This is a genomic window from Psychrobacillus sp. L3 (assembly GCF_042945595.1).
Lineage (GTDB): Bacteria > Bacillota > Bacilli > Bacillales_A > Planococcaceae > Psychrobacillus.
Map to the genome: position 1 here is coordinate 1,659,699 of NZ_CP168493.1, position 23,326 is coordinate 1,683,024.

General features: G+C 35.3%; 24 protein-coding genes and 2 pseudogenes. 19 read left to right on the forward strand and 7 right to left on the reverse strand.

What is annotated here, in order from left to right:
- The first annotated feature begins 4 nt into the window (after nucleotides 1-4).
- From ACEPXD_RS07880 to ACEPXD_RS07930, 11 genes are all read left to right on the forward strand, one after another.
- A complete protein-coding gene (locus ACEPXD_RS07880) occupies nucleotides 5-448 on the forward strand; it encodes a MarR family winged helix-turn-helix transcriptional regulator (RefSeq protein ID WP_391123099.1) in 444 nt (147 codons plus the stop codon).
- A 52-nt stretch (nucleotides 449-500) separates the two neighbouring features.
- Nucleotides 501-1,445, forward strand: coding sequence for a ring-cleaving dioxygenase (locus ACEPXD_RS07885; RefSeq protein WP_391122003.1), 945 nt, complete (start codon nucleotides 501-503; stop codon nucleotides 1,443-1,445).
- 2 nt (nucleotides 1,446-1,447) lie between these two features.
- A complete protein-coding gene (locus tag ACEPXD_RS07890; RefSeq protein ID WP_391122007.1) occupies nucleotides 1,448-2,503 on the forward strand; it encodes an LLM class flavin-dependent oxidoreductase in 1,056 nt (351 codons plus the stop codon).
- A gap of 15 nt (nucleotides 2,504-2,518) precedes the next feature.
- Complete coding sequence (locus ACEPXD_RS07895; RefSeq protein WP_391122010.1) at nucleotides 2,519-3,085, forward strand: NADPH-dependent FMN reductase; 567 nt, start codon at nucleotides 2,519-2,521, stop codon at nucleotides 3,083-3,085.
- 849 nt (nucleotides 3,086-3,934) lie between these two features.
- Entirely contained in the window at nucleotides 3,935-4,129 is a 195-nt protein-coding gene (locus ACEPXD_RS07900) for a hypothetical protein (protein ID WP_391122013.1), read from the forward strand.
- Nucleotides 4,116-4,715, forward strand: coding sequence for an NADPH-dependent FMN reductase (locus ACEPXD_RS07905; RefSeq protein ID WP_391122016.1), 600 nt, complete (start codon nucleotides 4,116-4,118; stop codon nucleotides 4,713-4,715). Before ACEPXD_RS07900 ends, ACEPXD_RS07905 begins: the two co-directional genes overlap by 14 nt.
- A gap of 894 nt (nucleotides 4,716-5,609) precedes the next feature.
- Nucleotides 5,610-6,293, forward strand: a complete 684-nt coding sequence (locus ACEPXD_RS07910) for a response regulator transcription factor (RefSeq protein WP_391122019.1) — start codon at nucleotides 5,610-5,612, stop codon at nucleotides 6,291-6,293.
- Nucleotides 6,290-7,423, forward strand: coding sequence for a sensor histidine kinase (locus ACEPXD_RS07915; protein WP_391122022.1), 1,134 nt, complete (start codon nucleotides 6,290-6,292; stop codon nucleotides 7,421-7,423). Before ACEPXD_RS07910 ends, ACEPXD_RS07915 begins: the two co-directional genes overlap by 4 nt.
- 227 nt (nucleotides 7,424-7,650) lie before the next feature.
- Nucleotides 7,651-7,899: a hypothetical protein gene (locus tag ACEPXD_RS07920; protein WP_391122025.1), complete on the forward strand. Its 249-nt coding sequence runs from the start codon at nucleotides 7,651-7,653 to the stop codon at nucleotides 7,897-7,899.
- Nucleotides 7,900-8,232: 333 nt separating this feature from the next.
- Nucleotides 8,233-10,176 (forward strand): ATP-binding cassette domain-containing protein, encoded by a 1,944-nt coding sequence (locus ACEPXD_RS07925; protein WP_391122028.1) that lies wholly within the window; start codon nucleotides 8,233-8,235, stop codon nucleotides 10,174-10,176.
- Nucleotides 10,176-11,972: an ATP-binding cassette domain-containing protein gene (locus tag ACEPXD_RS07930; RefSeq protein WP_391122031.1), complete on the forward strand. Its 1,797-nt coding sequence runs from the start codon at nucleotides 10,176-10,178 to the stop codon at nucleotides 11,970-11,972. Before ACEPXD_RS07925 ends, ACEPXD_RS07930 begins: the two co-directional genes overlap by 1 nt.
- Before the next feature lie 676 nt (nucleotides 11,973-12,648).
- Here ACEPXD_RS07930 and ACEPXD_RS07935 read toward each other — a convergent pair.
- Nucleotides 12,649-12,804, reverse strand: a complete 156-nt coding sequence (locus ACEPXD_RS07935) for a hypothetical protein (protein WP_391122034.1) — start codon at nucleotides 12,802-12,804, stop codon at nucleotides 12,649-12,651.
- Between the two features lie 312 nt (nucleotides 12,805-13,116).
- Here ACEPXD_RS07935 and ACEPXD_RS07940 point away from each other — a divergent pair, with 312 nt between their 5' ends.
- The 3 genes from ACEPXD_RS07940 to ACEPXD_RS07950 are packed head-to-tail and all read left to right on the forward strand — an operon-like array spanning nucleotide 13,117 to nucleotide 16,761.
- Nucleotides 13,117-13,752, forward strand: a complete 636-nt coding sequence (locus tag ACEPXD_RS07940) for an HD domain-containing protein (protein ID WP_391122037.1) — start codon at nucleotides 13,117-13,119, stop codon at nucleotides 13,750-13,752.
- Nucleotides 13,749-15,629 (forward strand): ABC-F family ATP-binding cassette domain-containing protein, encoded by a 1,881-nt coding sequence (locus tag ACEPXD_RS07945; RefSeq protein ID WP_391122040.1) that lies wholly within the window; start codon nucleotides 13,749-13,751, stop codon nucleotides 15,627-15,629. The genes ACEPXD_RS07940 and ACEPXD_RS07945 overlap by 4 nt, the downstream gene beginning before the upstream one ends.
- A gap of 19 nt (nucleotides 15,630-15,648) precedes the next feature.
- A complete protein-coding gene (locus ACEPXD_RS07950; RefSeq protein ID WP_391122043.1) occupies nucleotides 15,649-16,761 on the forward strand; it encodes a conserved virulence factor C family protein in 1,113 nt (370 codons plus the stop codon).
- A gap of 107 nt (nucleotides 16,762-16,868) precedes the next feature.
- Here the strand turns inward: ACEPXD_RS07950 and ACEPXD_RS07955 are convergent, their stop codons facing one another.
- Nucleotides 16,869-17,750 carry a LysR family transcriptional regulator gene (locus tag ACEPXD_RS07955; protein ID WP_391122046.1) on the reverse strand — a complete coding sequence of 294 codons (882 nt, stop codon included), beginning with the start codon at nucleotides 17,748-17,750 and terminating at the stop codon, nucleotides 16,869-16,871.
- 135 nt (nucleotides 17,751-17,885) lie between these two features.
- On the opposite strand from ACEPXD_RS07955, the gene ACEPXD_RS07960 reads away from it, so the two are divergent.
- From ACEPXD_RS07960 to ACEPXD_RS07975, 4 genes are all read left to right on the forward strand, one after another.
- On the forward strand, nucleotides 17,886-18,647 hold the full coding sequence (locus tag ACEPXD_RS07960) for an alpha/beta hydrolase (RefSeq protein ID WP_391122049.1): 762 nt from the start codon (nucleotides 17,886-17,888) through the stop codon (nucleotides 18,645-18,647).
- A gap of 136 nt (nucleotides 18,648-18,783) precedes the next feature.
- Nucleotides 18,784-19,035 (forward strand): hypothetical protein, encoded by a 252-nt coding sequence (locus tag ACEPXD_RS07965; protein WP_391122052.1) that lies wholly within the window; start codon nucleotides 18,784-18,786, stop codon nucleotides 19,033-19,035.
- A 99-nt stretch (nucleotides 19,036-19,134) separates the two neighbouring features.
- Nucleotides 19,135-19,305: a hypothetical protein gene (locus ACEPXD_RS07970; protein WP_391122055.1), complete on the forward strand. Its 171-nt coding sequence runs from the start codon at nucleotides 19,135-19,137 to the stop codon at nucleotides 19,303-19,305.
- A gap of 138 nt (nucleotides 19,306-19,443) precedes the next feature.
- Complete coding sequence (locus ACEPXD_RS07975) at nucleotides 19,444-19,869, forward strand: hypothetical protein (protein ID WP_391122058.1); 426 nt, start codon at nucleotides 19,444-19,446, stop codon at nucleotides 19,867-19,869.
- A 185-nt stretch (nucleotides 19,870-20,054) separates the two neighbouring features.
- On the opposite strand, the gene ACEPXD_RS07980 is transcribed toward ACEPXD_RS07975, so the two are convergent.
- From ACEPXD_RS07980 to ACEPXD_RS08000, 5 genes and pseudogenes are all read right to left on the reverse strand, one after another.
- The gene (locus tag ACEPXD_RS07980) at nucleotides 20,055-20,240 is read right to left on the reverse strand and encodes a YjcZ family sporulation protein (protein ID WP_391122061.1); all 186 of its coding nucleotides are present in this window, start codon (nucleotides 20,238-20,240) and stop codon (nucleotides 20,055-20,057) included.
- 307 nt (nucleotides 20,241-20,547) lie between these two features.
- Nucleotides 20,548-20,811: a hypothetical protein gene (locus tag ACEPXD_RS07985; protein WP_391122064.1), complete on the reverse strand. Its 264-nt coding sequence runs from the start codon at nucleotides 20,809-20,811 to the stop codon at nucleotides 20,548-20,550.
- A 151-nt stretch (nucleotides 20,812-20,962) separates the two neighbouring features.
- Nucleotides 20,963-21,085, reverse strand: a complete 123-nt coding sequence (locus ACEPXD_RS07990; RefSeq protein WP_151699807.1) for a YjcZ family sporulation protein — start codon at nucleotides 21,083-21,085, stop codon at nucleotides 20,963-20,965.
- Between the two features lie 709 nt (nucleotides 21,086-21,794).
- Nucleotides 21,795-21,875: pseudogene (locus ACEPXD_RS07995) on the reverse strand (type B chloramphenicol O-acetyltransferase); the annotation flags it as partial.
- 139 nt (nucleotides 21,876-22,014) lie between these two features.
- Nucleotides 22,015-22,482 (reverse strand): annotated as a pseudogene (locus tag ACEPXD_RS08000) (cupin domain-containing protein); the annotation flags it as partial.
- Nucleotides 22,483-22,928: 446 nt separating this feature from the next.
- Between ACEPXD_RS08000 and ACEPXD_RS08005 the strand changes: the two are divergent.
- Nucleotides 22,929-23,150, forward strand: coding sequence for a transcriptional regulator (locus ACEPXD_RS08005; RefSeq protein ID WP_391122068.1), 222 nt, complete (start codon nucleotides 22,929-22,931; stop codon nucleotides 23,148-23,150).
- Nucleotides 23,151-23,326 lie beyond the last annotated feature (176 nt).

Sequence of the window (23,326 nt, forward strand, 5' to 3'; positions counted from 1 at the left end):
CAATATGCAACAAAATACTCGCGGGTCGTTAATATGGTTAAGACTCTCTCGATTCACACATCAAAGTAACTTACTATCAAATGATTTTTTAAAGCCATTTGATTTAACGACTGCACAATTTGATGTATTAATGCAAATTTCAACTTATGAACCATTAACTCAAGGTGAGCTAGCTGAGAAAGTCACAGTTTCACAAGGCGGTATTTCGCGTATGCTTGCTCGCCTTGAAAAAGACGGACTCATTGCACGTAAGCAAGAGTGGAAAACTAAAAAGATCTCGTTAACGAATAAAGGACGGGAAAAACTAGATAATGCATTTGAAGCTCAGCTTAAATTTCAATCCTCATTCTTTGATGAGTGTTTATCTGATGAAGAACGAAAAACGTTGTATTTACTTATGTCGCGTGTTCAAAAAAATAGCGAAAAAAAGAAAATGCCAAAGAAATAATTTTTTTATCTCATCACTTGACTAATCAAATGATGAATTGGAGGAACAACTTATGTACACAATTTCAGGACATCATCATATTTCAATGATTACAAAAAATGCAAAACAAAATAACCACTTTTATCGTGATGTACTAGGTTTACGTCGTGTGAAAATGACGGTGAACCAAGATGATCCATCGATGTATCACTTATTTTACGGAGATAAAACTGGAAATCCCGGCACAGAGTTATCTTTCTTTGAAATTCCGATTGCTGGACGCACACACCGAGGCACAAACGGCATCACCCAAATCGGTTTACTTGTTCCATCAGAAGTGAGCTTAACCTATTGGAAAGCACGTTTTGAGGAATTCAAAGTGCAGCATAGTGACATTACATCGTACGCCAACCGTCCTGCCCTCCACTTTGAAGATGAAGAAGGCTTACTCATGGTGCTTCTAGTATCAAACGGACAAAAGATCAATCAATGGGAAACATGGGAAAAATCAAACGTGCCCGTTGAACATCAAATTCAAGGCATGGGATCCGTGGAAATAACAGTACGCCGACTTGAAAAACTAGGGAGTATGCTTACAGAGATGTTTGGCTATACCGAAATATCACGTACGAAAGATGAAGCCATTTTCCAATCAGTACAAGGCGAAGTGTTTGGAGAAATCGTTGTGAAATATTTAGAAGGTCCTTCTGAAAAACCAGGACGAGGTAGTATCCATCATTTAGCGATTCGTGTCAAAGACGATGTAGAGCTTGCGTACTGGGATGAACAAGTACGAGCAAATGGTTTCCAGTCATCTGGAATTGTGGATCGTTTCTACTTTAAGAGCTTATACTTCCGAGAATCAAATGGCATATTATTTGAAATTGCTACAGATGGACCAGGATTTACAATCGACGGAAATATCGAAACACTTGGTCAAACATTAGATTTACCTCCTTTTCTAGAAGATCGTCGTGCTGAAATTGAAGAAAACTTACAACCAATAGAGGAGAATTGATTATGGAACAATATCGCATCAATCCGACAAAAGGAATGGAATTTGGACTATATTCATTAGGAGATCACATTGCCAACCCACTAACAGGTGAACGTATTTCTGCACAACAACGTATTAAAGAATTAATTGAAATGGCAAAACTTGCTGAGGACGCAGGAATTGATGTATTCGGTTTAGGAGAAAGTCATCAAACCTACTTTACAACTCAAGCTCATACAGTAATTTTAGGTGCTATTGCACAAGCAACATGTAAAATAAAAATTGCAAGCTCGGCAACCGTGCTGAGTGTATCTGATCCTGTACGTGTGTATGAGGACTTCGCCACAATTGATTTAATTTCTGACGGTCGAGCAGAAATCATTGCTGGGCGTGGCTCTCGTGTTGGTGCCTATCACTTACTTGGCGTGGATTTACAAGATTATGAGAAAATTTTCGAAGAGAAATTAGAACTACTAAAAAAAATAAACGAAGAAGAACGTGTTACATGGGAAGGCGAGTTCCGTCCTCCACTTTCAAATGCAGAAATACTGCCACAACCCAAAATGGGCTCACTCCCGATTTGGCGTGCTGTAGGTGGCCCACCTGCAAGTGCCATTAAAGCTGGTTATATGGGGATTCCAATGATGCTGACTACCCTAGGTGGACCAGCAATCAACTTTAAGCCATCTGTTGATGCGTATCGTGAGGCAGCTGAGCGAAATGGCTATGATCCAAGTGCACTACCAATTGGAACGACAAGCTTGTTCTACGTAGCAGATTCAACAAAAGAAGCATTACAAGGTATGTACCCCCATATTAATGGTGGATTCCAAACGATCCGAGGGGGAGGTTATCCAAAGCAACAATTCGCCCAATCATCTGATATACGTGATGCATTAATGGTTGGTAGCACGCAACAAATTGTCGAAAAACTACTTTACCAATATGAGCTTTACGGTATGCAACGATTTATGGCACAAATTGATTTTGGTGGTGTACCTTTCCAGAAAATTATGAAAAACATCGAAATCATCGGAAACGATATAATTCCAGCACTTAAAAAATATACATCCAAATAAGAAGGAGAGATTAACATGAAAATAGTAGCTTTAGCCGGCTCAATTGTCGGCTCTAAAACAAAAACAGCAATGTTGAAAGTTATTGAAATACTAGAAAATAAATTCCCAAAGCATGAAGTCACACTACTAGATTTGGCCGACTATAAATTGGAATTTAGTGATGGACGTAATTATTTTGAATATGAAGGAGATACAAAATACGTTACAGAGACGATAATGGGAGCAGATGCCATTATTATTGGTACGCCAACGTTTCAAGCATCCATACCAGCAACACTAAAAAATATCTTTGACTTACTTCCAGTCAACGCTTTCCGTGATAAAGTTGTGAGTAGTGTCGTGACTGCCGGTACATCGAAGCACTATTTAATGGTGGAGCAACAATTAAAGCCAATCTTAGCATATATGAAAGCTCACATTGTTCCAACGTATGTATTTATTGAGGGAAAAGATTTCTTACGTAAAGAAATAGTGAATGACGATACTCTTTTCCGTCTAGATCGCTTAGTCGAAGATACCATGTTAACCGTTGAAGCTTTTGAGATTATTCGTGCGAAAAAAGACGAAGAATATGATTTTTGATATTTTAACTATTGGTTCATTAAAACTGGGATAAAGCATATTACTGAATTTAATAATTTGCAAAAGAAAAACGATCAAAAAGTATCTTTGTCTGATTATTCGATATCTAACAAAGAATTAAAAGTAATTTATGAAATTGTAAAATTTACACTGATATCTTTGAACTTGCAACATGTAAATTATAAAGTCGTTACCTATCCTGAATTTAAGTGTTTCAATGAGACTAGGCAATTGGGGAAAGGAAGAGCTGGAACTGAAAAACGTCCTTTTATTGCCTAATTAATTCCAAATTGTATACATTTTCAAACAAGATTGCCAAAACAACATTCTGAGTGCCGACTGTTGTGACACTTAATTATTGATCAAAAACGTTTTGACCGACTAAAAGTTGACCATACTGGCATCAAAAGATACTATCGTTCATAGATTTTGAAAATCAACAGTATCAACTGAATTCAGACGAGTTTTATGAAGAGGTTCTTGGGAAAAAGTCCAATTCCAATTGAATATACGTTTGCAGGTTAGGTTCAATTTTTGTTAAATTTGCAGATTTGAAATATTGCAAGCAATTGTTAGAAACAATCTTGCAGCTTTGAAGAAATTGATTCAGAAGGAACTTTTTTTTATTTGAAGGGGGTGATGTATAAACGCTGCCAAATTATTGTAGAACGTAATGGGATTTTAATAAATGGAAAAAATGAAATGGTGCAGTTCATCACGCTACTTTTCTTGTAGAGGATAGTGTAGTGGTAAATGGATGGAATGACCTGAGGAATTGGATTTCAAGCATCGGGTTATGTAAATCGTCACTTCTTTGAATAGCTTTATGAACCAGTTGCTGTACTAATTTTGTTTGAGTTTGCAAGAGAAGGAACAGGATTTATGGGTGATGAGACCTACGAAAAAGATTGTGAAAAACTATTATTACCACCATTTTTAGAACCAAAACGTGAACAAATAGAGCAGTTAGTAAGGCAAATAGGTACAGTAAGAAACAAAAAAGATTTACGAAAGAATATGAGGTCAAATAATGAGTTTTATTAAGAAATTATTCGGATCAAACACAAATGACCAGCTAACAGGAGGAAATGACATGTTAAAAATAGGGATTGTTTTAGGAAGTACACGTGAAGGACGCGTTAGTCCACAAGTAGGAAAATGGGTAAAAGAACTTGCAGACAAACGTGGAGACGCTGAATATGAAATCATTGACATCGCAGAATTTAAATTACCACTATTAGGTGAACCCGGTGGTGATGCATCAGGCGCAGCAGCTTGGTCATCAAAAATTAATAGTTGTGATGGATTTGTATTCATCGTTCAAGAATACAACCATTCAATCACAGGTGCACTAAAAAATGCTTTAGATTACTTACGTGACGAATGGAACAATAAAGCTGCTGGTATAGTATCTTACGGTTCAGTAGGCGGGGCTCGTGCAACAGAACATTTACGCGGTATTTTAAGTGAATTACTTGTTGCGCATGTTCGTGTACATCCGGCATTATCACTATTTACTGACTTCGAAAACGGTAATGTATTTAAACCGGCAGACGTTCAAGTAGCGTCAGTGAACCAAATGTTAGACCAAGTTATACCTTGGACTACTGCATTAAAACCTATACGTTAGAAATTTTAAAGAAAATAAACAATAGTTAGAAATAGCAAAAATACTAAAAATAGTAGTACAAACCTAAGCTATGGTTTGTACTACTATTTTCTTTGATGGATTGAAAGGTTACAGTTACAGGTCAAATGTTTGCTAATGGGGTAACAAAATGAAGAGGAAACTTGGAGGAAGAACCATGTAGGAGAGATGGTTATAGTAAAACGTGTTAAAAGTTGCAAGCCCAGGATGTTACTGCACAAATTTTTTGGCTTAAGAATCGTCGACCCGAAAGATGGAGAGAAAGAGTGGAAATCAAAAATGAGCATGAGGGCACGTCGTCATAAGTATCACAAAAATCCATTGTGCATCACCTAGTGGGAAAAAGCGATCCATTAGTTTATTGAAGCGTACGCTTTGGTAATAATGACTATAATTCTTCATACCCTATTTCTTAAAGAAGTGAAAAAGTATTTTTCCTACATCACAAATTGAAGCAAACCTTTGATACATTAATAGTAGAAAGTAAGTTAAAAGAGATGGAAATCCATCTCTTTTATATGTATTCGGAATTAAAGCATTTTCAATTTCAAATCGGATAAGTAATCTGCTATTGTTGAACCAATGTACATACGCTTCAAGTTCAAGTGTGGAAAAGTAACACACCCTATAGTTTTCGTATGTTCTAACATTCGATTTCACGGAACACTGGGTAAATTTACGCCAGTCTTTATAAAAGTTATCCGCTTGGGATTTTAGATGCAAGGCAACACTACTATAGGTGTTGAACGCTTGAAAGCATAAATCAGTGACCATAGATGTATTCCTTTGCGAATAAAAATTATTTCTTGATAATTATTGCTTAACATAGATTTAACACACACCTATTTAAAATAATGAAAATGAGGTGATTACAATATGAGAATTCTTGTAGTTGAAGATGAGTTGGATTTACAGGAAGCTATCGCTGAGGGACTTAGAATAGAAGGGTATGCAGTTGATACCTGCAGTAATGGCGAAGATGCTTATGAACTGGCGTACGTTGGAATTTATGACTTAATTATACTTGACTTAAATCTTCCTAAAATGGACGGATTAAAGGTTTTAGATAAGATAAGAGAAGAAAAAAAAGAAGTAAAAGTCTTAATCCTTAGTGCAAGAAGTAGCGTAAATGACAAAGTTAAAGGTTTAGATATTGGTGCTAATGATTATTTAACTAAACCATTCGACTTTGCAGAATTGGAAGCAAGAATAAGAAATTTATTAAGGTGGAAATTTGTACAAGAAAACAATCTTTTGTCTTGCGGGGATATAAAAATAGATTTGTCAAAGCGTATTGCACTTATAGATGAAAATGAATTAATGCTTACAAAAAAGGAATTTGCTTTACTTGAATACTTCCTGCTAAATCATGAACGAGTTGTCAGTCAAGAAGAATTGATTGAACATGTTTGGGACCAAAATGCTGATAGTTTTAGTGGTGCTATTCGAGTTCACATAGCAACGCTACGAAAAAAACTGAAAGCTATTTTAGATTATGATCCAATACGTACAAAGATTGGTGAGGGATATTTTATTACTAAAAATGATGGTGATTCATGATGTTTAAAAAAATGCCAATTCGATTGAGACTTACGTCAATGATGGTTATTTTATTAACGATTTGTTGTGTAGGACTTACATTAATTTTAAATTTTTCTGCAGGTATAATGGCAACGAGAATTGATGCAGTCTCTGTATTACCAGCACAAGAGATTAGTGACGACATTGATGTGGTCGACAATCTCCAAGCGTCGATGATGTCTACACCAACTGTAGTTGCACAACAAGCAAGAATAGACTTTCAGTTTGAGAGTGTTTTTTATATGTTTTTAATCATTGTCGGTGGTGGCATACTAACTTACTATGTATCGGGTAAAGTGTTAAAGCCACTAGATATACTAAATAGTCAGATTAAGAACAGAACTGTGCAGAATCTATCGGAAACGATGGATATTCCACCTAGCGATGATGAAATAGCTGAGCTTACGCAATCTTTTAATGAAATGACTTATAAGCTAAACGAAGCTTTTTTGATGCAAAGCCGCTTTTCTGTAAACGCAGCCCACGAGCTACGAACGCCACTCGCGGTTTTAAAAACAAAGGTGGATGTATTTAAAAAGAAAAACGCACACTCTACGGAAGAATATGATGCACTCATTACCGTAGTTGAAAAGCAAACGCAGCGACTATCGGAGCTTGTATTCACCCTTTTAGATATGACAAATATGAATGATGAATATGAGTATGAAGCTATTTGCTTGAAGGATGTTTTAGAAGATATTGTATTCGAACTTACTCATATTGCTAATGAAAAAAATGTGAAACTATTTTTGGATTGCGAGGATACAGTTGTTTACGGAAATACGGACTTACTTTATCGAGCGTTTTATAACATTGTTGAAAACAGTATCAAATACAATGTTGACGGGGGAAATGTAATGATAAAAGGTAAATCGGAGAAAAATCAGATGAAAATTGAAATCATAGACACAGGAATGGGAATCCCTGATGAGATGAAAAAGATTATATTTGAGCCGTTTTACCGAGTGGATACCTCACGCTCTCGTGAGGTGGGAGGCGTGGGATTGGGTCTTTCAATTGTGCAAAGCATCATAAATAAGCACAAAGGAAAAATTGCAGTTACAGACAATGAAAACGGCGGTACTTGTTTTAAGATTACTTTAAATTAAATTAATAGGATACGTAAAAGGCTTTGAATGGCGGTTATTACCGTGTATTCAAAGCTTTTTTCCCTGTCGATTTTTGAGAAGTATTTCTCTTAACAAGGATTTAACATAACTTGTTATAAACTGGTGATATCAAGTAGAAAGTTTGCAGGCTATGCCGATGAAGTCGACGGTAAGCATTCTCTTGTGAAGAAGATAGAAAAGTTAAAACATTCTAGGAGGAATTTAAAATGAAGAAAAAATTAACAATTGCTACACTTATGCTAGGGTTAACTGTTGTTACAGGATCTGCATATGCTGCGAGCAACAACGACATGTGGGATACAACTAAATCCAGTGAGCCTGTCAACTTAGAAGAAATGGCTAAAGAAAAAGGCGTCACGTTAGACGAACTAATTGCTCAGCTTGAAAAAGAAGGAAAGCTTATGAAAGCTGAAATAGTAACAGATTCCGTGGCAGCAGAAAAAAGCAATAAGTAACATTTAGACAGCTCAGTTGTTTACGAGTAAAGAAATAATTAGATTGATGCTATCGTAACAATGAAAACAGTGGTACGTGTTTTTAATTTTTAAAATAGATTAACAGGATACACAAAAGGCTTTGGATGACGGTTTTTACCGCTTATTCAAAGCCTTTTTCCATTGGATTTTCAAGAAATATTTCTCTTAACAAGGATTTAACTTGGATTGATATACACTAGTGACCACAAGTAGAAAGGTTGTAGCGCATGCAGATGAAGTTTAGGGTATTTCAGATGGCAAACTTTCTCTTGTGGAGAAAAAAGTAGATTAAGTCAGATAGGGGAAAAATAAATGTTTGAACTAAAGAATGTATCTAAAAAATATAACGGTGAATTTGCCTTGAATAATATCTCTGTTGCAATGGGAAAAGGACTTAATTTTGTAGTCGGTGCTTCGGGAAGCGGAAAAACCACCTTGCTTAAAATCATGAGTGGTATGGAGCAGGATTTTGGCGGAGATGTTTCATATGGTGGTAAAGACATCAAAACATTAACAAACCAAGAGAAAAGCTATTTTTACAACAATATCTTTGGTTTCGTTTGGCAGGATTTTAATTTACTTGAGGATTTAACGGTGCTTGAGAATGTAGTGTTACCTCAGTATCTTAAAGTTGATCAAAAAACAAAGAATGCCGAGAAAACACTGAAAGAACTAAAGATTTTTGACATTGCGAATAAGAAAGTGAAATACCTCTCGGGCGGACAGAAACAGCGTGTTGCCATTGCACGAGAGCTTATGAAAAATCCTCAGGTAATTATTGCAGATGAGCCAACAAGTGCATTAGATGAAAAAAGTTCGAAGGTTACAATGGATATTTTAAGAGCGATTTCAAAAAGCAGAACGGTTATCATCGTGACGCACGACACTTCTTTGATTAGCGATAAAGATAATATTTTTGAGCTTGATAAGGGCGAACTTGTTTCTTCCATTGACAACAGTCAGGCAAAAACTTCTGAACTCAAAATGCAGGATAATCATAACCTATCAGTTAAAAAAGCTTTTTCAATAGCGCGTACAGGGATAAAAAGAAATATTAGGAGTTTTACAGTATCTACACTTTCGCTAATGTTGGCGGTGATATTATTGCTTACAACACTTGGAGGAGCAATTAATAGCAGTAGTCAAGAATCGTTTGGTGAACATCTTGATACGTATGGTGAAGGTCTATTGGATATCAGTATTGTTGGGAGCTTTACAAGTGCTGGAGGAACAGACGGCAGCAAAGATGAAAAGCCGATTGCAGATGTAACTCAAGATATTGGTGGCTTGTATGAGCAGTATTCAAGTGATGAGCGTGTTGCCTTCACAGCCTTTTTACAAGCCCTTGATAACATCTCCATTACTGTGGACGGGGAAAATTACACAGTGGCAAAATCGGGTAACGCTCCTGTTATAAATAAACTCGTAACGGGTAAAATGCCATCTGGTGCGGATAATGAGGTAGTTGTTCCTGAAAGCTTTGTAAAATCATTGGGGATTGAAGACAAACAAGCAATTGGTAAAAAAATTGATTTCAGTGTATCTATGTATAATTGGGATACAGGTGAACCTGTACTGAAAGACGCTGAAATTAAAGCTACTATTGTAGGAGTAGCAGACACAACAATTGTTTATGAATATGAAGGTCAAATGAAGGAATACAGCATTGATGACTCCTTCTTTTTCAGTAAAACAGCTCTTGATGATTTGAGAAATCAGACTGATATTAAGGGGAACGAACCAAATTTCCTTATTCGAGCAAAAAAACCTGCCGATATGATTTCAATTAAAGATGAACTAAATGAACATGGCATCGCCCCTCTTGGCAGATTTGAACTTGTCGAAGATATTATTAGATTAAATACCCAAACAACAGAGCAAACAAGCTCTGCAAGTACGATTATAGGATTTTTATCGATTGTTATGCTCATTACTATATTCCTTTTCACGGGTGTTATGAGAAAACGGGAATATGCGATTTATAAAGTTAGCGGATTTAACAACCGTCATTTGAATTTGTTGAATGCAACCGAAATGATAACCGTAGCTGTCACTGGAATGTTATTACTGCTTGTAACATCTCCGCTGATCAATATAGCTACCGAAGCTTTGTTTTCTGTGAATATTCTTGATGCAAAAATGCTGTCAACAGGAATGCTTCTGATACTTGGTGTTGCTGTTATTGCTTATGCTACAACTGTATTTGCCTATATGAGAACTAACATCGCAACAGCATTAAAGACCGGTGACCGATAATGATACACATTAAAAATATTGTAAAAAAATACGGTAATTCGCTTATTCTTGACGACATAAACTTTGCGTTTCCTAATAAAGGATTAGTGTGCTTGGTTGGTGCATCAGGCTCTGGTAAAAGCACATTGCTTAATATGCTTTCAGGATTTGATAGCGATTATAGTGGCGATATTTCCGTTTGCAATACATCAATTAGCAAAATAAATGAGGACGGGCTATGTGCTTACCGAAGAGATAATATAGGCTTTATTTTTCAAAACTATCATCTATTAAGCGGTTATACCGTACTTGAAAATATCATGCTACATTGTGAGCTAAACGATTTAGATGAGCAAAGCAATACAAAGAATGCCAATGAACTATTAAAAAGACTCGGTATATCGGAAAAGTCAAATGAAAAAACCGAAAATCTTTCAGGCGGTCAAAAGCAAAGGGTTGCAATCGCAAGAGCCTTAATCAGTAACCCAAGTATCATCTTAGCAGATGAGCCGACAGGAGCGCTTGACCGTAGTAATTCCAATGAAATAATGAATTTGCTGAAAGAGATTTCACAGGATAGGCTGGTTATCGTTATTACGCACGACCAAAAAGTATGCGATTTTGCAAATGAAGTGATCTCTATTGAGAGTGGTAAAATTGTTGCAAAAAATGCAACCATTCGGGCAGATAATGACAACTTACAAAATCTCACACTTAAACCAGCTGTAAAAGTATCATCTTTCAAAAGAGGACTAAAAAATTTCAAGGTGCATTTCACTAGTTATGTTGCAGTAAGTTTGGCAATTTCCATTGGTATTTTGAGCTTTATACTGTCCTTGTCTTCAGGCAATACTATGCAACAGTCTATATCGGAATTCAAGGAGGATAACACTGCTTTTAACAATGGCTACATCAAAACCGAAGATGAAAAAAAAGTTTTAGAAATACTAAAATCCGAAAAGCGTATCGAAAATGTATTCCTCCAATACAAGATTAATGATGTCAATCTAAGTATTAGTGAGAAAAATGAAACAATGGTAGAAAAATATCCGATGCCGAAAACAACCGAAACTATGTCATACGGTACGATGCCGAAAATAGAGGGAAATGAAATTGCTCTAACTCCCAGTCTTGCTAAAAAGTTTTCAAGTAGTATAAGTGATCTAGTCGGTAAAGAAGTAACATTGAAATATGGAAAAAAAGAGTACAAGCTAACTGTAAGTGGTATTTATAATGCGGGGTATGATGATTTCTTTGTGAGTTCCGATGTTGAACAGGAGTTTTATTCTGATATTAAGGATGAGCAAGTTTATTCCATCAGCTATGATGTGAAAGATTTTGAAGAGATTGTTTCAGTTAGTCAAATGCTTAGTGAAAAAGAAATAGACAGTAAAAACGCATCTATTGAAGTGGGAGCTTTGCAAAGTACATTCAAAAGTCTAAGTCGCTTATTTCTTACCGTTTCAATCTTGATTTTGGCAATCGGTTTGTTCATCAGTGCAGTATTACTTGTTAAACTGCAAAATTCAAGATATAAGGAATTGGGGCTGTTATCTGCATTAGGCTTTAATAAAAGTACAATACAACGTATTATTATCAGCGAAAATGTTTTATTATCCGCTATGGCGGCAATTTTCAATGCTGTGCTTATCGGAGGTGCATATCTCATTGGAATGATTTTTGATTTAGCAATTAGCGTTTCACCCTTGCAAATTTTTGTTTCAATAGTATCGACAGGATTTGTAGTTGTTATAATTAGTATTTTTGCAAGCCGTAAACTTATAAACACCGAACCTGCCGTTGCATTAAGAAAATAAAGTGGTAGAGTTATAGGAATACTTATCTGCCAGTTAAAAAAAGGTGCTTTGGTGACCTGATTTACCATGTAGTAATAAAACAGCCCTCCCAACTTGAAAACGAAAGTTGGGGGGGGGCTGTTTTATGAGTTAGTTTGCTCAATACACTAACCTGCTTATTAAAAGTAGCGACATTGCAACGGTTACATAGAAGTATGACTTTTAGGTATTCAATAAAAAGTTCTTGTTGTGTAAAGTGGTTACTATGATCATGAAGATACACATAAGGATAAATTTATATCGTTAGTAACTAATTATCACGTTTTAAGTGCATTAGATGTATCGAAATTCTTACTATCAATTCCAGTAAAAGTGAAGGTGGTTTTGTTTTGCTAAACAGCTTTTCCTACTTCTTTTAGAATTGGTAAAAATAGCGATGATAATTGAATTAATACCTAACCAAACCTGAAGAAGAAACAAGCCCCAATCATGATAACACTAGCAATTGGGAAGCTAATTGCAAAGAGTATCTGAATTACTTGAGCTAATACATTCGCTAGCATCGTTAAGGAACTTTCAGCAATGTAGCCAGTCGGTATCAATTCGGGATTGGAAGTTAGATTCAGAGTAATAATAGAGGATGCTTGTGCGAGTACTTTTACTGGTTCGATTAAGGGTGCGGTTACGGGGATAGTTATTATAGTAAGTTCGTTTTAGAGGTAGTAGCAAAACGATATATTGATAGCCTAATAACAGCCGCTATTGGAACTACTGCTTCACCTTTCACAAGACGGCTAAAATCGCTATATTCAGACTCCGGAACAACCTCAACTCTATGCTTTGTTAAGAACATCTTTCAATAAGAGGAAATTTGTTGATTTATATTATCCTGATTATTTTTTAAAGCACCTCCTAAAGTAGTGCTTTTTTCGTCAAAATTACACTTACATAATCCTGAACATGCGCTCCCATTTTATTTTTATTAGTCCCATTATTAGCCCCAATAACCTGTTTTTAATACTTCATCTTGCATGATATTATTTATAGTGTTTCTCCGAAACCGTTGGTATTACAAGGATTTATCAATATTAATACAGGCTATTACAGTTTAACTATGTTATTGTATATAATGGAGAGAATGAATCCGTGTAAGGAGAAAGATAATATGAATACATTAGAGCTATGCGAACTATTAGTAAAAGAAGTGTACAAGCATTTTGATGCAAGTCACGACTTTCAACATATTGAGAGAGTGCGAAAGAATGCATTAGAGATACTAGAAACGATTGATAATGCAGATCAAGAAGTTGTGGAGCTGGCTGTTTTACTCCATGATGTAAGTGATCCGAAATATGCCAAAGATCAGTTGAAATCAGAAGAAACACGGATCATTCAACTATTAAAATTACCGGATGAAAAAGTAGCTCATATTAAAGAAGTGATAAAATCCGTTTCTTTTAATGGAGGAAATGAACAACAACCTAAAACAATTGAAGCGGAAGTTGTTCGAGACGCGGATCGATTAGACGCAATAGGAGCAGTTGGAATTGCTCGAACTTTTGCATATGGCGGCGCAAGAGGCAGAAAATTATATGATGCAAGTGAAACTCCTCGTGCTAATATGTCAGCAGAAGAATATCGTACAAAAGATACAGCATCCGTTACACATTTCTATGAAAAGCTACTTCTCTTGTCGGCAGGAATGATTACGGAAAAAGGAAAAGAACTTGCAACAGAAAGACACGCGTTTATGGAACTCTTTCTGCAAAACTTACGTAAAGAAACTGGGGAAATACTATGAGCCATTTAATTATTTCAAACTTAACGAAAACAGTTGGAGAAAAAACACTGTTTCAAAATATATCCTTTACCATTAATAATCAGAACCATGCAGGATTAATAGGTATTAACGGGACTGGGAAATCTACTTTCCTTTCCATAATTGCGGAGCAGCTTGAAGCGGATTCGATTGACCGCGATCATCCAAACAAATATCGAATTGCTTATTTAGAGCAGCAACCGACTTTTGTTAAGGAAGAGACGGTTCTTCAAGCAGTATTTGGAGGAGATTCGCCAATTTTAAAGATAAATCGTGAATATGAAGAAGCACTACTTGAATTAATGGAGGATTCGAATTCAACAGTACTACAAAATAAGCTGATGGATTTACAATCACAAATGGACGATTTACAAGCGTGGGATGTAAATGCTCTTGCAAAAACAGCATTAACAAAATTAGGAATTACTCAATTTGAAGATTCCGTTTTACATCTATCAGGTGGACAACAAAAAAGAGTAGCACTCGCAAAAGTCTTAATTGAACCAGCTGATTTACTTCTATTGGATGAACCTACCAATCATTTGGACAAAGAGTCTACAGATTGGTTACAGGAAATGCTACAACGAGTGGAAGGAGCTATTATATTTGTTACACATGATCGTTACTTCCTAGACGCTGTAGCAACTCATATTTATGAATTAGCAGATAAAACGTTATATACGCACTCTGGAAACTACGCAGATTATTTAGAGTCTAGGGCAATTCGCGAGGAAATGAATGCATCTTCTCAACAGAAATTACAGAATTTGTATCGAAACGAGTTGAAATGGATTCGTAGAGGAGCAAAAGCTAGATCGACGAAACAGAAAGCTCGAAAAGATCGCTTTGAAGAAATTGGTTCAAAAATAGATCGTGATAACTCTAACCAAAATTTAGAGATGGAACTTGTGACGACTCGATTGGGTAAGCAAGTGTTGGAAGGGAAATCTATTTCAAAAGATTTTGGATCCAAAAAAATAGTAGAAGATTTCAATTTCCTTTTACAAGCTGGAGATCGAGTTGGAATTGTAGGTCCTAATGGTGTAGGGAAAAGTACTGTTCTAAAAATGTTAGCAGGAGAACTCCCAATGGATGCAGGAGAAATAATTGTGGGTTCAACTGTAAAACTCATGCATTTTACTCAACAGCTACCGGAAATGAATGAACAGACGAGAATGATTGAATATGTACGCGAATCTTCTAACTTAATTGAAACCGGTTCTGGAGAGAAATTTTCAGCTGCACAAATGCTAGAGCGATTTTTGTTTCCATTAAACACACATGGAACACAAATAGGTAAGCTTTCAGGTGGGGAGAAAAAACGTCTAGTATTATTAAAAATGCTTATGGAGCAACCGAATGTTCTCTTACTCGATGAACCAACAAATGATTTAGATATTCAAACCTTATCTGTGTTAGAAGATTTCATGGAAACTTTTCCTGGTGTCATTATTACTATTTCCCATGATCGATTTTTCTTAGATCGTATTGCGAAAAAGCTTTGGGTATTGAGTGGCGATGGATCAGTGAAAGAATGGTTGGGTATTTACTCGGATTATTTAGAAGAGAAAAAGATAAATCCTACAAAAATCGATGAAGTAAAATTAGAAGAAGTGCAAGCTAAAACGACTAAAGAGAAGAAAAAACTTACTTATAAAGAGCAACGCGAATGGGAAACAATTGGAGCAGATATTGAGAAAACGGAAATACTAATTGTTGAATTAGAAGAAAGTTTGGCAAAGGCAGGTTCTGATTTTACACTGCTTCAAGAGGTAACTGTAAAATTGGATAATGCAAACAAAAAATATGAGCAACTAATCGAGCGCTGGTCATACCTAGAGGAAATTGTTAATAGTTGATTTTTATGGAGGGAACTTAATGAAAATAGTTACAATTGAGCCTACGCCAAGTCCGAATACGATGAAAGTAGTTATTGATAAAGAGCTTCCTTTTGGTAAAAGCCATAATTATAAAAAAGATAACTTGGATGGTGCACCAAAGGAAATTCAGGACTTATTTAAAATTGAAGGTATTAAAGGTATTTATCATGTTGCGGATTTTTTAGCAGTTGAGAGAAATGCAAAGTTTTCATGGGAATCTATATTAGCATCCGTTGAAAATGTTTTTGGAGCAGAAAATGAAGCTACTACCAACGAAAAACCAAAAGATCATTATGGAGAAATTTATGTACATGTCCAACAATATAAAGGAATCCCACTTCAAGTGAAAGTATTTGATAGTGAAACAGAGTCCCGATATGGATTATCCGAACGATTTATCAAAGCATTAGACGTGGCGATGGAAGGGGACAAAGAAAACTATCTATTGCTTCGTAAATGGGTAGATTTTGGTGTTCGTTATGGTGAGCAAAAAGAAATTGGAGAACAATTAGTAAAAGAGTTAGAGGCAACATTTCCACAAAGTAAACTGCAACAACTATTAGAGAATAAAGATAATCCGTCAGAAGAGAAATCAGCAGTTCGAGTTCCATTTACCCTAGAACAATTTGAAGTCGGTGAATGGGAACACAGATTTCAACTTTTAAATAATTTAATTAATCCAGAAACGGAAGATTTACCAATATTAGCAAAAGCAGTTCAAGATGAACAAGTATCCATTCGTCGATTAGCGACTGTTTACTTAGGGTTAATAGAAGATGAGACAGTTATCCCTTACTTAGAAACTGCTCTAAAGGATAGAAGTGCTGCAGTTCGTAGGACAGCAGGAGATGCAATGAGCGATTTAGGATTTGAGCAATTTGCTGAAGCGATGAAAGTTGCCCTATTTGACAAAAACAAACTTGTTCGCTGGAGAGCAGCGATGTACTTCTATGAAGTGGGCACAGTAGAGACTCTGCCAACATTGAAAGAAGCCATGGATGATAAAGAATATGAAGTAAAATTACAAATACGGATGGCCATTGCTAGAATTGAACAAGGCGAAGAAGCAAAGGGATCAGTTTGGAAACAAATGAACGAGGCACGAAAATAAAGAAAAAAATGTAAACGTAAAAGAAGAAGCTTTCTGTCTAAAGAAAAGCTTCTTCTTTTTATCGCTTTTTGTGAAGGGGAAGTTCATCTGGTCTAAGTAGTTTCCGTTTATTGTTGCAGAAAATAATCTAGAATAAAATGCTGGAATCTTTTTGCCACGGGTGATAAATAACGGTTTTTTACAATAGCCATGCCAATTACACGTTCGCACGTCATATCTTTTACGCGTAATTTTACCATCTTGTTTGCATTTAATTCTCCGCCATCAGGTAGTATAGAAAAACCTAATCCTGCTCCAACAAAGCCTGCTACTGTAGCTACTTCGTCTCCTTCAAAGGATATATTGGGTAGTATTCCTAATTTCTCGAAAATTTCGTCCGTTGTGTTACGAAGTGCATATCCTTTTTTCATAGAAACAAAGGACTCATCTGCTATTTCTTTTAATGAAATACTCTTTCGATTAGCAAGGGGATGATTAATTGGAACAATCACAAACAACTCATCACGCCATAATTCTGTCCATTCAATTTGCGTTTCATTATCCAAAGATGCGAGCAAGCAAAGATCCAATTCACCTGATTTTAATTGTTTTAATTGTGTATGTGTATGATTTTGTTTAAGTTGAAACCTTATATGTGGATACTCTTGATGAAATGCTCGAATTATGTTTGGAACAGAGCTAGTGCCGAGCGTGTGCAAAAAGCCAAGTGACACTTCCCCTTGCTCTGGATTAGTTAATTGTAGGATTTCTTCCAACCCCTCCTCTAGTTCCCTCATAATTCGGTTCACTCGATGGAGAAACATTTCCCCGTATCGATTCAACACAATCGATCGTCCTTGCCTATCAAAAAGTGGTACCCCAATCTCTTCTTCTAATCCTGCGATAGAGCGACTTAACGCGGGTTGTGAAATAGATAGCATTTCCGCTGCACGTGTCATATGTTGAACCTTTGCCACCGTTTGGAAATATTCTAGACGTTGCCACTCCACTTTCTAACCCCCTAAACTCTATTGATGCATTTTTTGCATCGTAATGATAAGAATAATAGATTATACATTATGGATTGTCAATGTTAGTATTAGCTCAATATAGTTAAGCTTTAGCTAAATAAAGGGGATATACAGATGAAATTAGTGGCACCTAAATCTTTTACGTTCGAAGGCGGAAATCGAGCTGTATTATTACTGCATGGTTTTACAGGAAGTACGAAAGATGTTAAAAGATTAGGAGAATATTTGCAAAAAAGAGGCTACACATGTCATGCACCAATGTATAAAGGGCATGGGGGAACCCCTGAAGAATTATTACAAACGTCTCCAACTGACTGGTGGCAGGATGTTGTTAAAGGATATCATTATTTACAAGACCTTGGTTATGAAGAAATTGCGGTAGCTGGGATATCATTAGGTGGTGTGTTTTCCTTAAAAATAGCAGAAGAATTTCCAGTAAAAGCAGTTGTGTCGATGTGTGCTCCAGTTAAAAGGAATAGCACGGAAGGTTTATTCGATCGATTATATAACTACGCAAAAATTTATAAATCTTTTGAGGGAAAATCAAAAGAAGTAATTATAGAAGAACTTGCAATACTTAAATCCTTACCGAGAAATTCTTTTAATAGTGTTCAATCAATAACTGAAAATACATGTCACGATTTACATACTATTACATCACCAACCCTTGTGCTTCAGGGAGCATTAGACGATGTAATTTATCAAGAAAGTGCATCGTTTATTCTGGAACAAGTGGAAACAAATGAAAAAGAAATCATTTGGTATAAAGAGTCTGGTCATATAATTACGACGGGAAAAGAAAAAGATAAAGTATGTGAAGATGTATTTACATTTTTAAATGAAATAGAGTGGTCAGATACATCTCTGCAAATTTAATAGAAACCTTGTCTTCGGTAGAAGCACTTTTAACAAGTGTCCATATCGAAGATTTTTTTGTCTATATAGATAAAAATGAGTAAATTATTGAAAACAAGTGAATAATAAAAAGACTTTATAGAGAAGAGGGAGTTACATGCAAAAAGAAGTAACAAATCAAGAACAAAAAATAAAGGAAGAACTGCATATAAATTATTATTTCACTATAGTTTTTGCTATATTAGGAACTTTGTTCATTCATTATGTGTTGAGTATTAAAATGGAGCAAATAAGTATATTTTCAATTTTACTTTCATTGACAGCAGGCGGAATACCTTTTGGAGTAATTGGTGCATTTATTGACTATAAAATTTCTGAATACAGTAGAAAGTATAGTAAAACCGCTTAATTATAGTATTCAGAACTGATATTTTTCTTTTGTTTAAACTAATAGTGAACAATATGCAACAGGAGAATATAATAAATATGTGGAGAGGTGGGTGGATAATTGAATCAAGAATTGATTAACCAAGAATTATTAAATGAAGAAAGGGCTAGATTGATTGGTAATCTTTTATCTTTGGGGGGTTCCATTTTATTTTTAATCGGTACGATTGTTGCAACAATGGTAACTTATCGTGCAATAAACAGATTGCAGTCACAGGTAGAGTTGGTGTAAATGAACTATTGAGCACCTAGAATGGTGCTTTTCTTATTTTATTTGATTGAATTAGAAAAGTTATGAGTGGCATATCATTTCATGATAGAATTACAGTATAGTATCCTTAATACTAAATCTTGTAGAGGAGGAATTTAGATGAAGTTTTTAAAAGTGCTTTTTGGGTTCGTTTTTGTAATCGCGTTAATAGGATTTGCAGCATATTATTTTGTGCCCAAACTGGTTGCGGATCAAGTAATGGAAAAGGTAGCAGTAGAACTTCAAAATAGCGGTCAGCTGGAAAGTATTAAAAAAGAAATCAATAGTGATCCTCAATTACAGGCGTTTATTGAAGAAGGAAAAAATGTAGATAATAGTAAATTACCTTTTCAAACGAAAGAAGAAGCAACGAGGCTACTGATAAAAAAGTTTAAAATAAGTGACTTAAAAGAATTTCAAGCAAAAGCCCAAAGTGGTATAACTGAGGAAGATAAACAAGAAATTTTTAATAAGCTTGAAAATAATTTGACTGATGAAGAAATGTTAGCTTTAAAGGTTTTAGCGTATAAGGAACTTTCTAAGTAAATTATATTTTGTGACATGCATTAAATCTGGTGGGTTGTCCTACAATCTCTGCTGAAAATGGAAAGCAGTTTTAACTGAAAAGTCTACCTTTTTCTTGTAATAGTATAAAAAGACAGGTCATGAAAGCCTGTCTCAGATAACTGAAGATTTCTGTTTTAAGTTTAAAGAAGGTCCTAACATATATCTCAACAGTCAACAGCATTTCCAACTCTATTGTTGGCGGTTGCGGCAATAATAATTAAAAGAATAAATAAAACAACAATTAAAGCGAATCCTGATCCAAGCCCATGCCCAGGTCTGTATCCAGGTCCAGTTCCACAACCACAGCCACAACCATAACCATTTCCATAACCATAACCTGCATTTACCATTTGTACACCTCCTATATAATGAGATGTTTTATCCTATGTCATTAATAAATGTTTGTCTGGTTCATTTGTTTAGTTTTTAGAACTAATTCTTCATTTACTGGAAACCTGCTCATTAGTTTCGAGCTTTAGAAAGGGCTTACCCAAGCCTACAGCGGAATTATATGGACCAATCGCCATTCTCTACGCAGCTGCGAACCCATCTGCACCAAAAACGTTGCTATACTTTCGAGTAGTACATAAAAATCAATGCTAGCCTATTGATCTTGAGAGAATTAAGTTGAATTCTTGATTTGTTGGGATTATTTTCTTAAAGCCAATTATGTCTCCTGTTGTTTAGTTGATTTCTAAGTCTTTCATTTTCGGCGGTCAAATGATCAATCTGTTTCTGCATACTTTTATATACATCATTATCACCTTTTTCTTGAGGTTCTTCTAAAGCAAGTACTGCAGCAATACTTGCTATTGCATCGCCAATTTTAGCAATTGCTTCACCAATGACGGCAAGTTTTTCAGCTTGACTCTCTGTTTGGAGGTTTTGGACATTTTGACCAAAGCTTTTATTGAATTTCAAATTGTTAGCCTCCAGTACTATGTGAACCTATAGTCTATTTTATAATTTGTATATTTTTTAGTGAAGAAATACTAGAACTTCTGTGTATAACTAAAAAGACAGGTTTTATAACCTGTCTCAGTTGTACAGCAGATTAGCAACCATAACCGCCTTAGTTTAAGAAAGTTGCCCCAACAATAATTAAAAGAATAAACAGAACGACTAGTAAAGCAAATCCTGAACCGTAACCAGGTCCTGCATATCCTGGTCCACAAACATTACCAGCATAACCCATCTTGTGCACCTCCTAAATCGGGATAGTTCATTCTATGTCAATATGAGATGTTCGACTGATGAATTTGTTTAGTTTTAAAAAGGTATTTAACACGTCTGTTGATTAACTATTTTTTTACCTAATACACTTGTAAGATAAGCGTAAATGTCTCCATTTTCACTTGTATGTTTTCGGTTTGCTCTGGACGAAATAATCACCATATCATAACCGTTGATTAGTCACTTCCTCCCATGACAATTTAGATAATCTTCTCGTGGGTATTTGTCCGTCGCTTTCCTACACCGTTTAAGAGAAAAATATTTTTGAAAAATGAGAGAATAGCTGCCGTTCTATGGAGGCTGCAAGTTCCCAAAGATGCAAATTCGAGAACTTGCAACCTTTTTGCTATGCATCCCTCTTCGTCTAGAAACCTCAGTAATAGTGTAATGATCGTTAATTCTAAAGTGGTCCAAAAGTACTGAATACCGAGTGTCTAGTGTTTTATCACCAAATTAACTAGTAATTTGCTTGGTAATTTTGGTTAATCGACACATGTGACTTTTAAAATTACTGGAGCACAGTCAGGGTGGTATGACGTGCCCCTTATAAAATAGCTTATTCATTAATTAGAAAAGTTACTGGGGCTAATACCACTGTGTTGGTAGGGACGCAGATGACACAATCTGTGCAGTGATGAGTTTTCACTTTTAAAATAGCCCCTTCTTAATTACCCTACTTCAATCATTGGGTTGGTGACAATATCTTTTAAATACTTAATTTCAGACCAGTGGTTAAATCGAAGTTTTTTCATTTTTTTCCCTCGCTTCTAAGTAGTATACTGTCCTAAAAAGGAACAGCTAATTTATAGAGGCATACTGTCTACTATAACGATATTATTAGGTAGGTCCTATATAAGTGTTGGGTTTAACAGACGCAGTTGTCTGTTTCTACTGATTTTCATTCATACCTTAGGTATACGACATAATATTTGAAGGTGTAAATTTAAATATATTAGAACCTAAAATTACTTGTGGAGTAGGTGCATTAAAAATTGCCAAAAGATGAGTGTTATCAACTGTAGCTACTTCATAATGCCACCAGCCTTGTGGAATGTTTGCCACTTGACCTGGTGTAATATAGTAACTAAGAATTTGGTTTGTAAATGGATTTAACATCGATACAACAGCTGCGCCAGATATACAATATACCAGTTCGGCTGCATTTTGATGGTAGTGCGGTTCCACAACATTATTCTTACTAAGAAAAATATCTAACAACGACACATTATCAAGTGTATTTAATTGATCAATACCTAGTACTTTAATATATTCTTGGTTATCTTTTACGAACAATGGTTTTTTATTAACTTCAAATGTGTATTGAGTTAATGGAGATGTATAATCCATATATTTAAACATTAAATTTCAACACCTCTTATCCTTTTTAAAAAACGAACTATGTATGTATTTTTGACCTTGCAATCAGTTTTGAGATAGATTTTTTTAACTTGTACAACATGACTTGCCAAACATTACACGTCACCACTTTTAGGTGGTATTTAGTTTCAGTACATTCCGCTAAAAATGAACGCTTGGCAAAATGTATATTTTAGAATAAAATGGCTAATCGACAGAATTGGGGAATAATAAAATAATGTAGGTTAGTAGTTTAGATAATATTTCCAGTATAAATAAATTTTGAGAGGGCAATTTTATAAATGTGAGATCCCTTCGCAGAATCTCATGAAATTACGGCCCCACTGTTGAAGAAGTGGGGCTTTTTTTTATTTGTCCAAAAATAGAATAAATTTCTTATCATATAAAAACATACGTTCTCATATACTGTATAAATGGAGGGGAAGAATGTGCATATAAATATTTTAAAGGCTTTAGATCGCGGTCAACTGACGGATATGATTTACATGAAGAAAAATGGTGAAATCAGTAAGCGAAAAGTAAAAGTATTGAGTGTTACAGGGGATTCATTTAAAGCTTATTGCTTCCTGAGGAACACAAAGAGAACTTTTAAAATAGACAATGTACTCGCATTTGTTCCTGTCATAAACCGTGAAAGAGAGGTTATTTAACGGCTTACCTCGATGAAATGATGGAAAACACTAGATTTATCAAAATAACGTGACAGAGGCTCTAATAAATAGAAGGAAACTCGAAATGGAAGATGTATTTAAATCGTTTGTGCTGCAGCTAAATGATATAGTAGACTTGACTGTATTAGAATAAACAGTTTATTCGTAGCAGGTAC

What these genes read in the sequence shown, in the direction of transcription:
- ACEPXD_RS07880 (WP_391123099.1), top strand. Translation starts at nt 5, where the DNA reads ATGCAACAAAATACTCGCGGGTCGTTAATATGGTTAAGACTCTCTCGA.
- ACEPXD_RS07885 (WP_391122003.1), top strand. Translation starts at nt 501, where the DNA reads ATGTACACAATTTCAGGACATCATCATATTTCAATGATTACAAAAAAT.
- ACEPXD_RS07890 (WP_391122007.1), top strand. Translation starts at nt 1,448, where the DNA reads ATGGAACAATATCGCATCAATCCGACAAAAGGAATGGAATTTGGACTA.
- ACEPXD_RS07895 (WP_391122010.1), top strand. Translation starts at nt 2,519, where the DNA reads ATGAAAATAGTAGCTTTAGCCGGCTCAATTGTCGGCTCTAAAACAAAA.
- ACEPXD_RS07905 (WP_391122016.1), top strand. Translation starts at nt 4,116, where the DNA reads ATGAGTTTTATTAAGAAATTATTCGGATCAAACACAAATGACCAGCTA.
- ACEPXD_RS07910 (WP_391122019.1), top strand. Translation starts at nt 5,610, where the DNA reads ATGAGAATTCTTGTAGTTGAAGATGAGTTGGATTTACAGGAAGCTATC.
- ACEPXD_RS07915 (WP_391122022.1), top strand. Translation starts at nt 6,290, where the DNA reads ATGATGTTTAAAAAAATGCCAATTCGATTGAGACTTACGTCAATGATG.
- ACEPXD_RS07920 (WP_391122025.1), top strand. Translation starts at nt 7,651, where the DNA reads ATGAAGAAAAAATTAACAATTGCTACACTTATGCTAGGGTTAACTGTT.
- ACEPXD_RS07925 (WP_391122028.1), top strand. Translation starts at nt 8,233, where the DNA reads ATGTTTGAACTAAAGAATGTATCTAAAAAATATAACGGTGAATTTGCC.
- ACEPXD_RS07930 (WP_391122031.1), top strand. Translation starts at nt 10,176, where the DNA reads ATGATACACATTAAAAATATTGTAAAAAAATACGGTAATTCGCTTATT.
- ACEPXD_RS07935 (WP_391122034.1), bottom strand. Translation starts at nt 12,804, where the DNA reads ATGTTCTTAACAAAGCATAGAGTTGAGGTTGTTCCGGAGTCTGAATAT.
- ACEPXD_RS07940 (WP_391122037.1), top strand. Translation starts at nt 13,117, where the DNA reads ATGAATACATTAGAGCTATGCGAACTATTAGTAAAAGAAGTGTACAAG.
- ACEPXD_RS07945 (WP_391122040.1), top strand. Translation starts at nt 13,749, where the DNA reads ATGAGCCATTTAATTATTTCAAACTTAACGAAAACAGTTGGAGAAAAA.
- ACEPXD_RS07950 (WP_391122043.1), top strand. Translation starts at nt 15,649, where the DNA reads ATGAAAATAGTTACAATTGAGCCTACGCCAAGTCCGAATACGATGAAA.
- ACEPXD_RS07960 (WP_391122049.1), top strand. Translation starts at nt 17,886, where the DNA reads ATGAAATTAGTGGCACCTAAATCTTTTACGTTCGAAGGCGGAAATCGA.
- ACEPXD_RS07965 (WP_391122052.1), top strand. Translation starts at nt 18,784, where the DNA reads ATGCAAAAAGAAGTAACAAATCAAGAACAAAAAATAAAGGAAGAACTG.
- ACEPXD_RS07975 (WP_391122058.1), top strand. Translation starts at nt 19,444, where the DNA reads ATGAAGTTTTTAAAAGTGCTTTTTGGGTTCGTTTTTGTAATCGCGTTA.
- ACEPXD_RS07980 (WP_391122061.1), bottom strand. Translation starts at nt 20,240, where the DNA reads ATGGTAAATGCAGGTTATGGTTATGGAAATGGTTATGGTTGTGGCTGT.
- ACEPXD_RS07990 (WP_151699807.1), bottom strand. Translation starts at nt 21,085, where the DNA reads ATGGGTTATGCTGGTAATGTTTGTGGACCAGGATATGCAGGACCTGGT.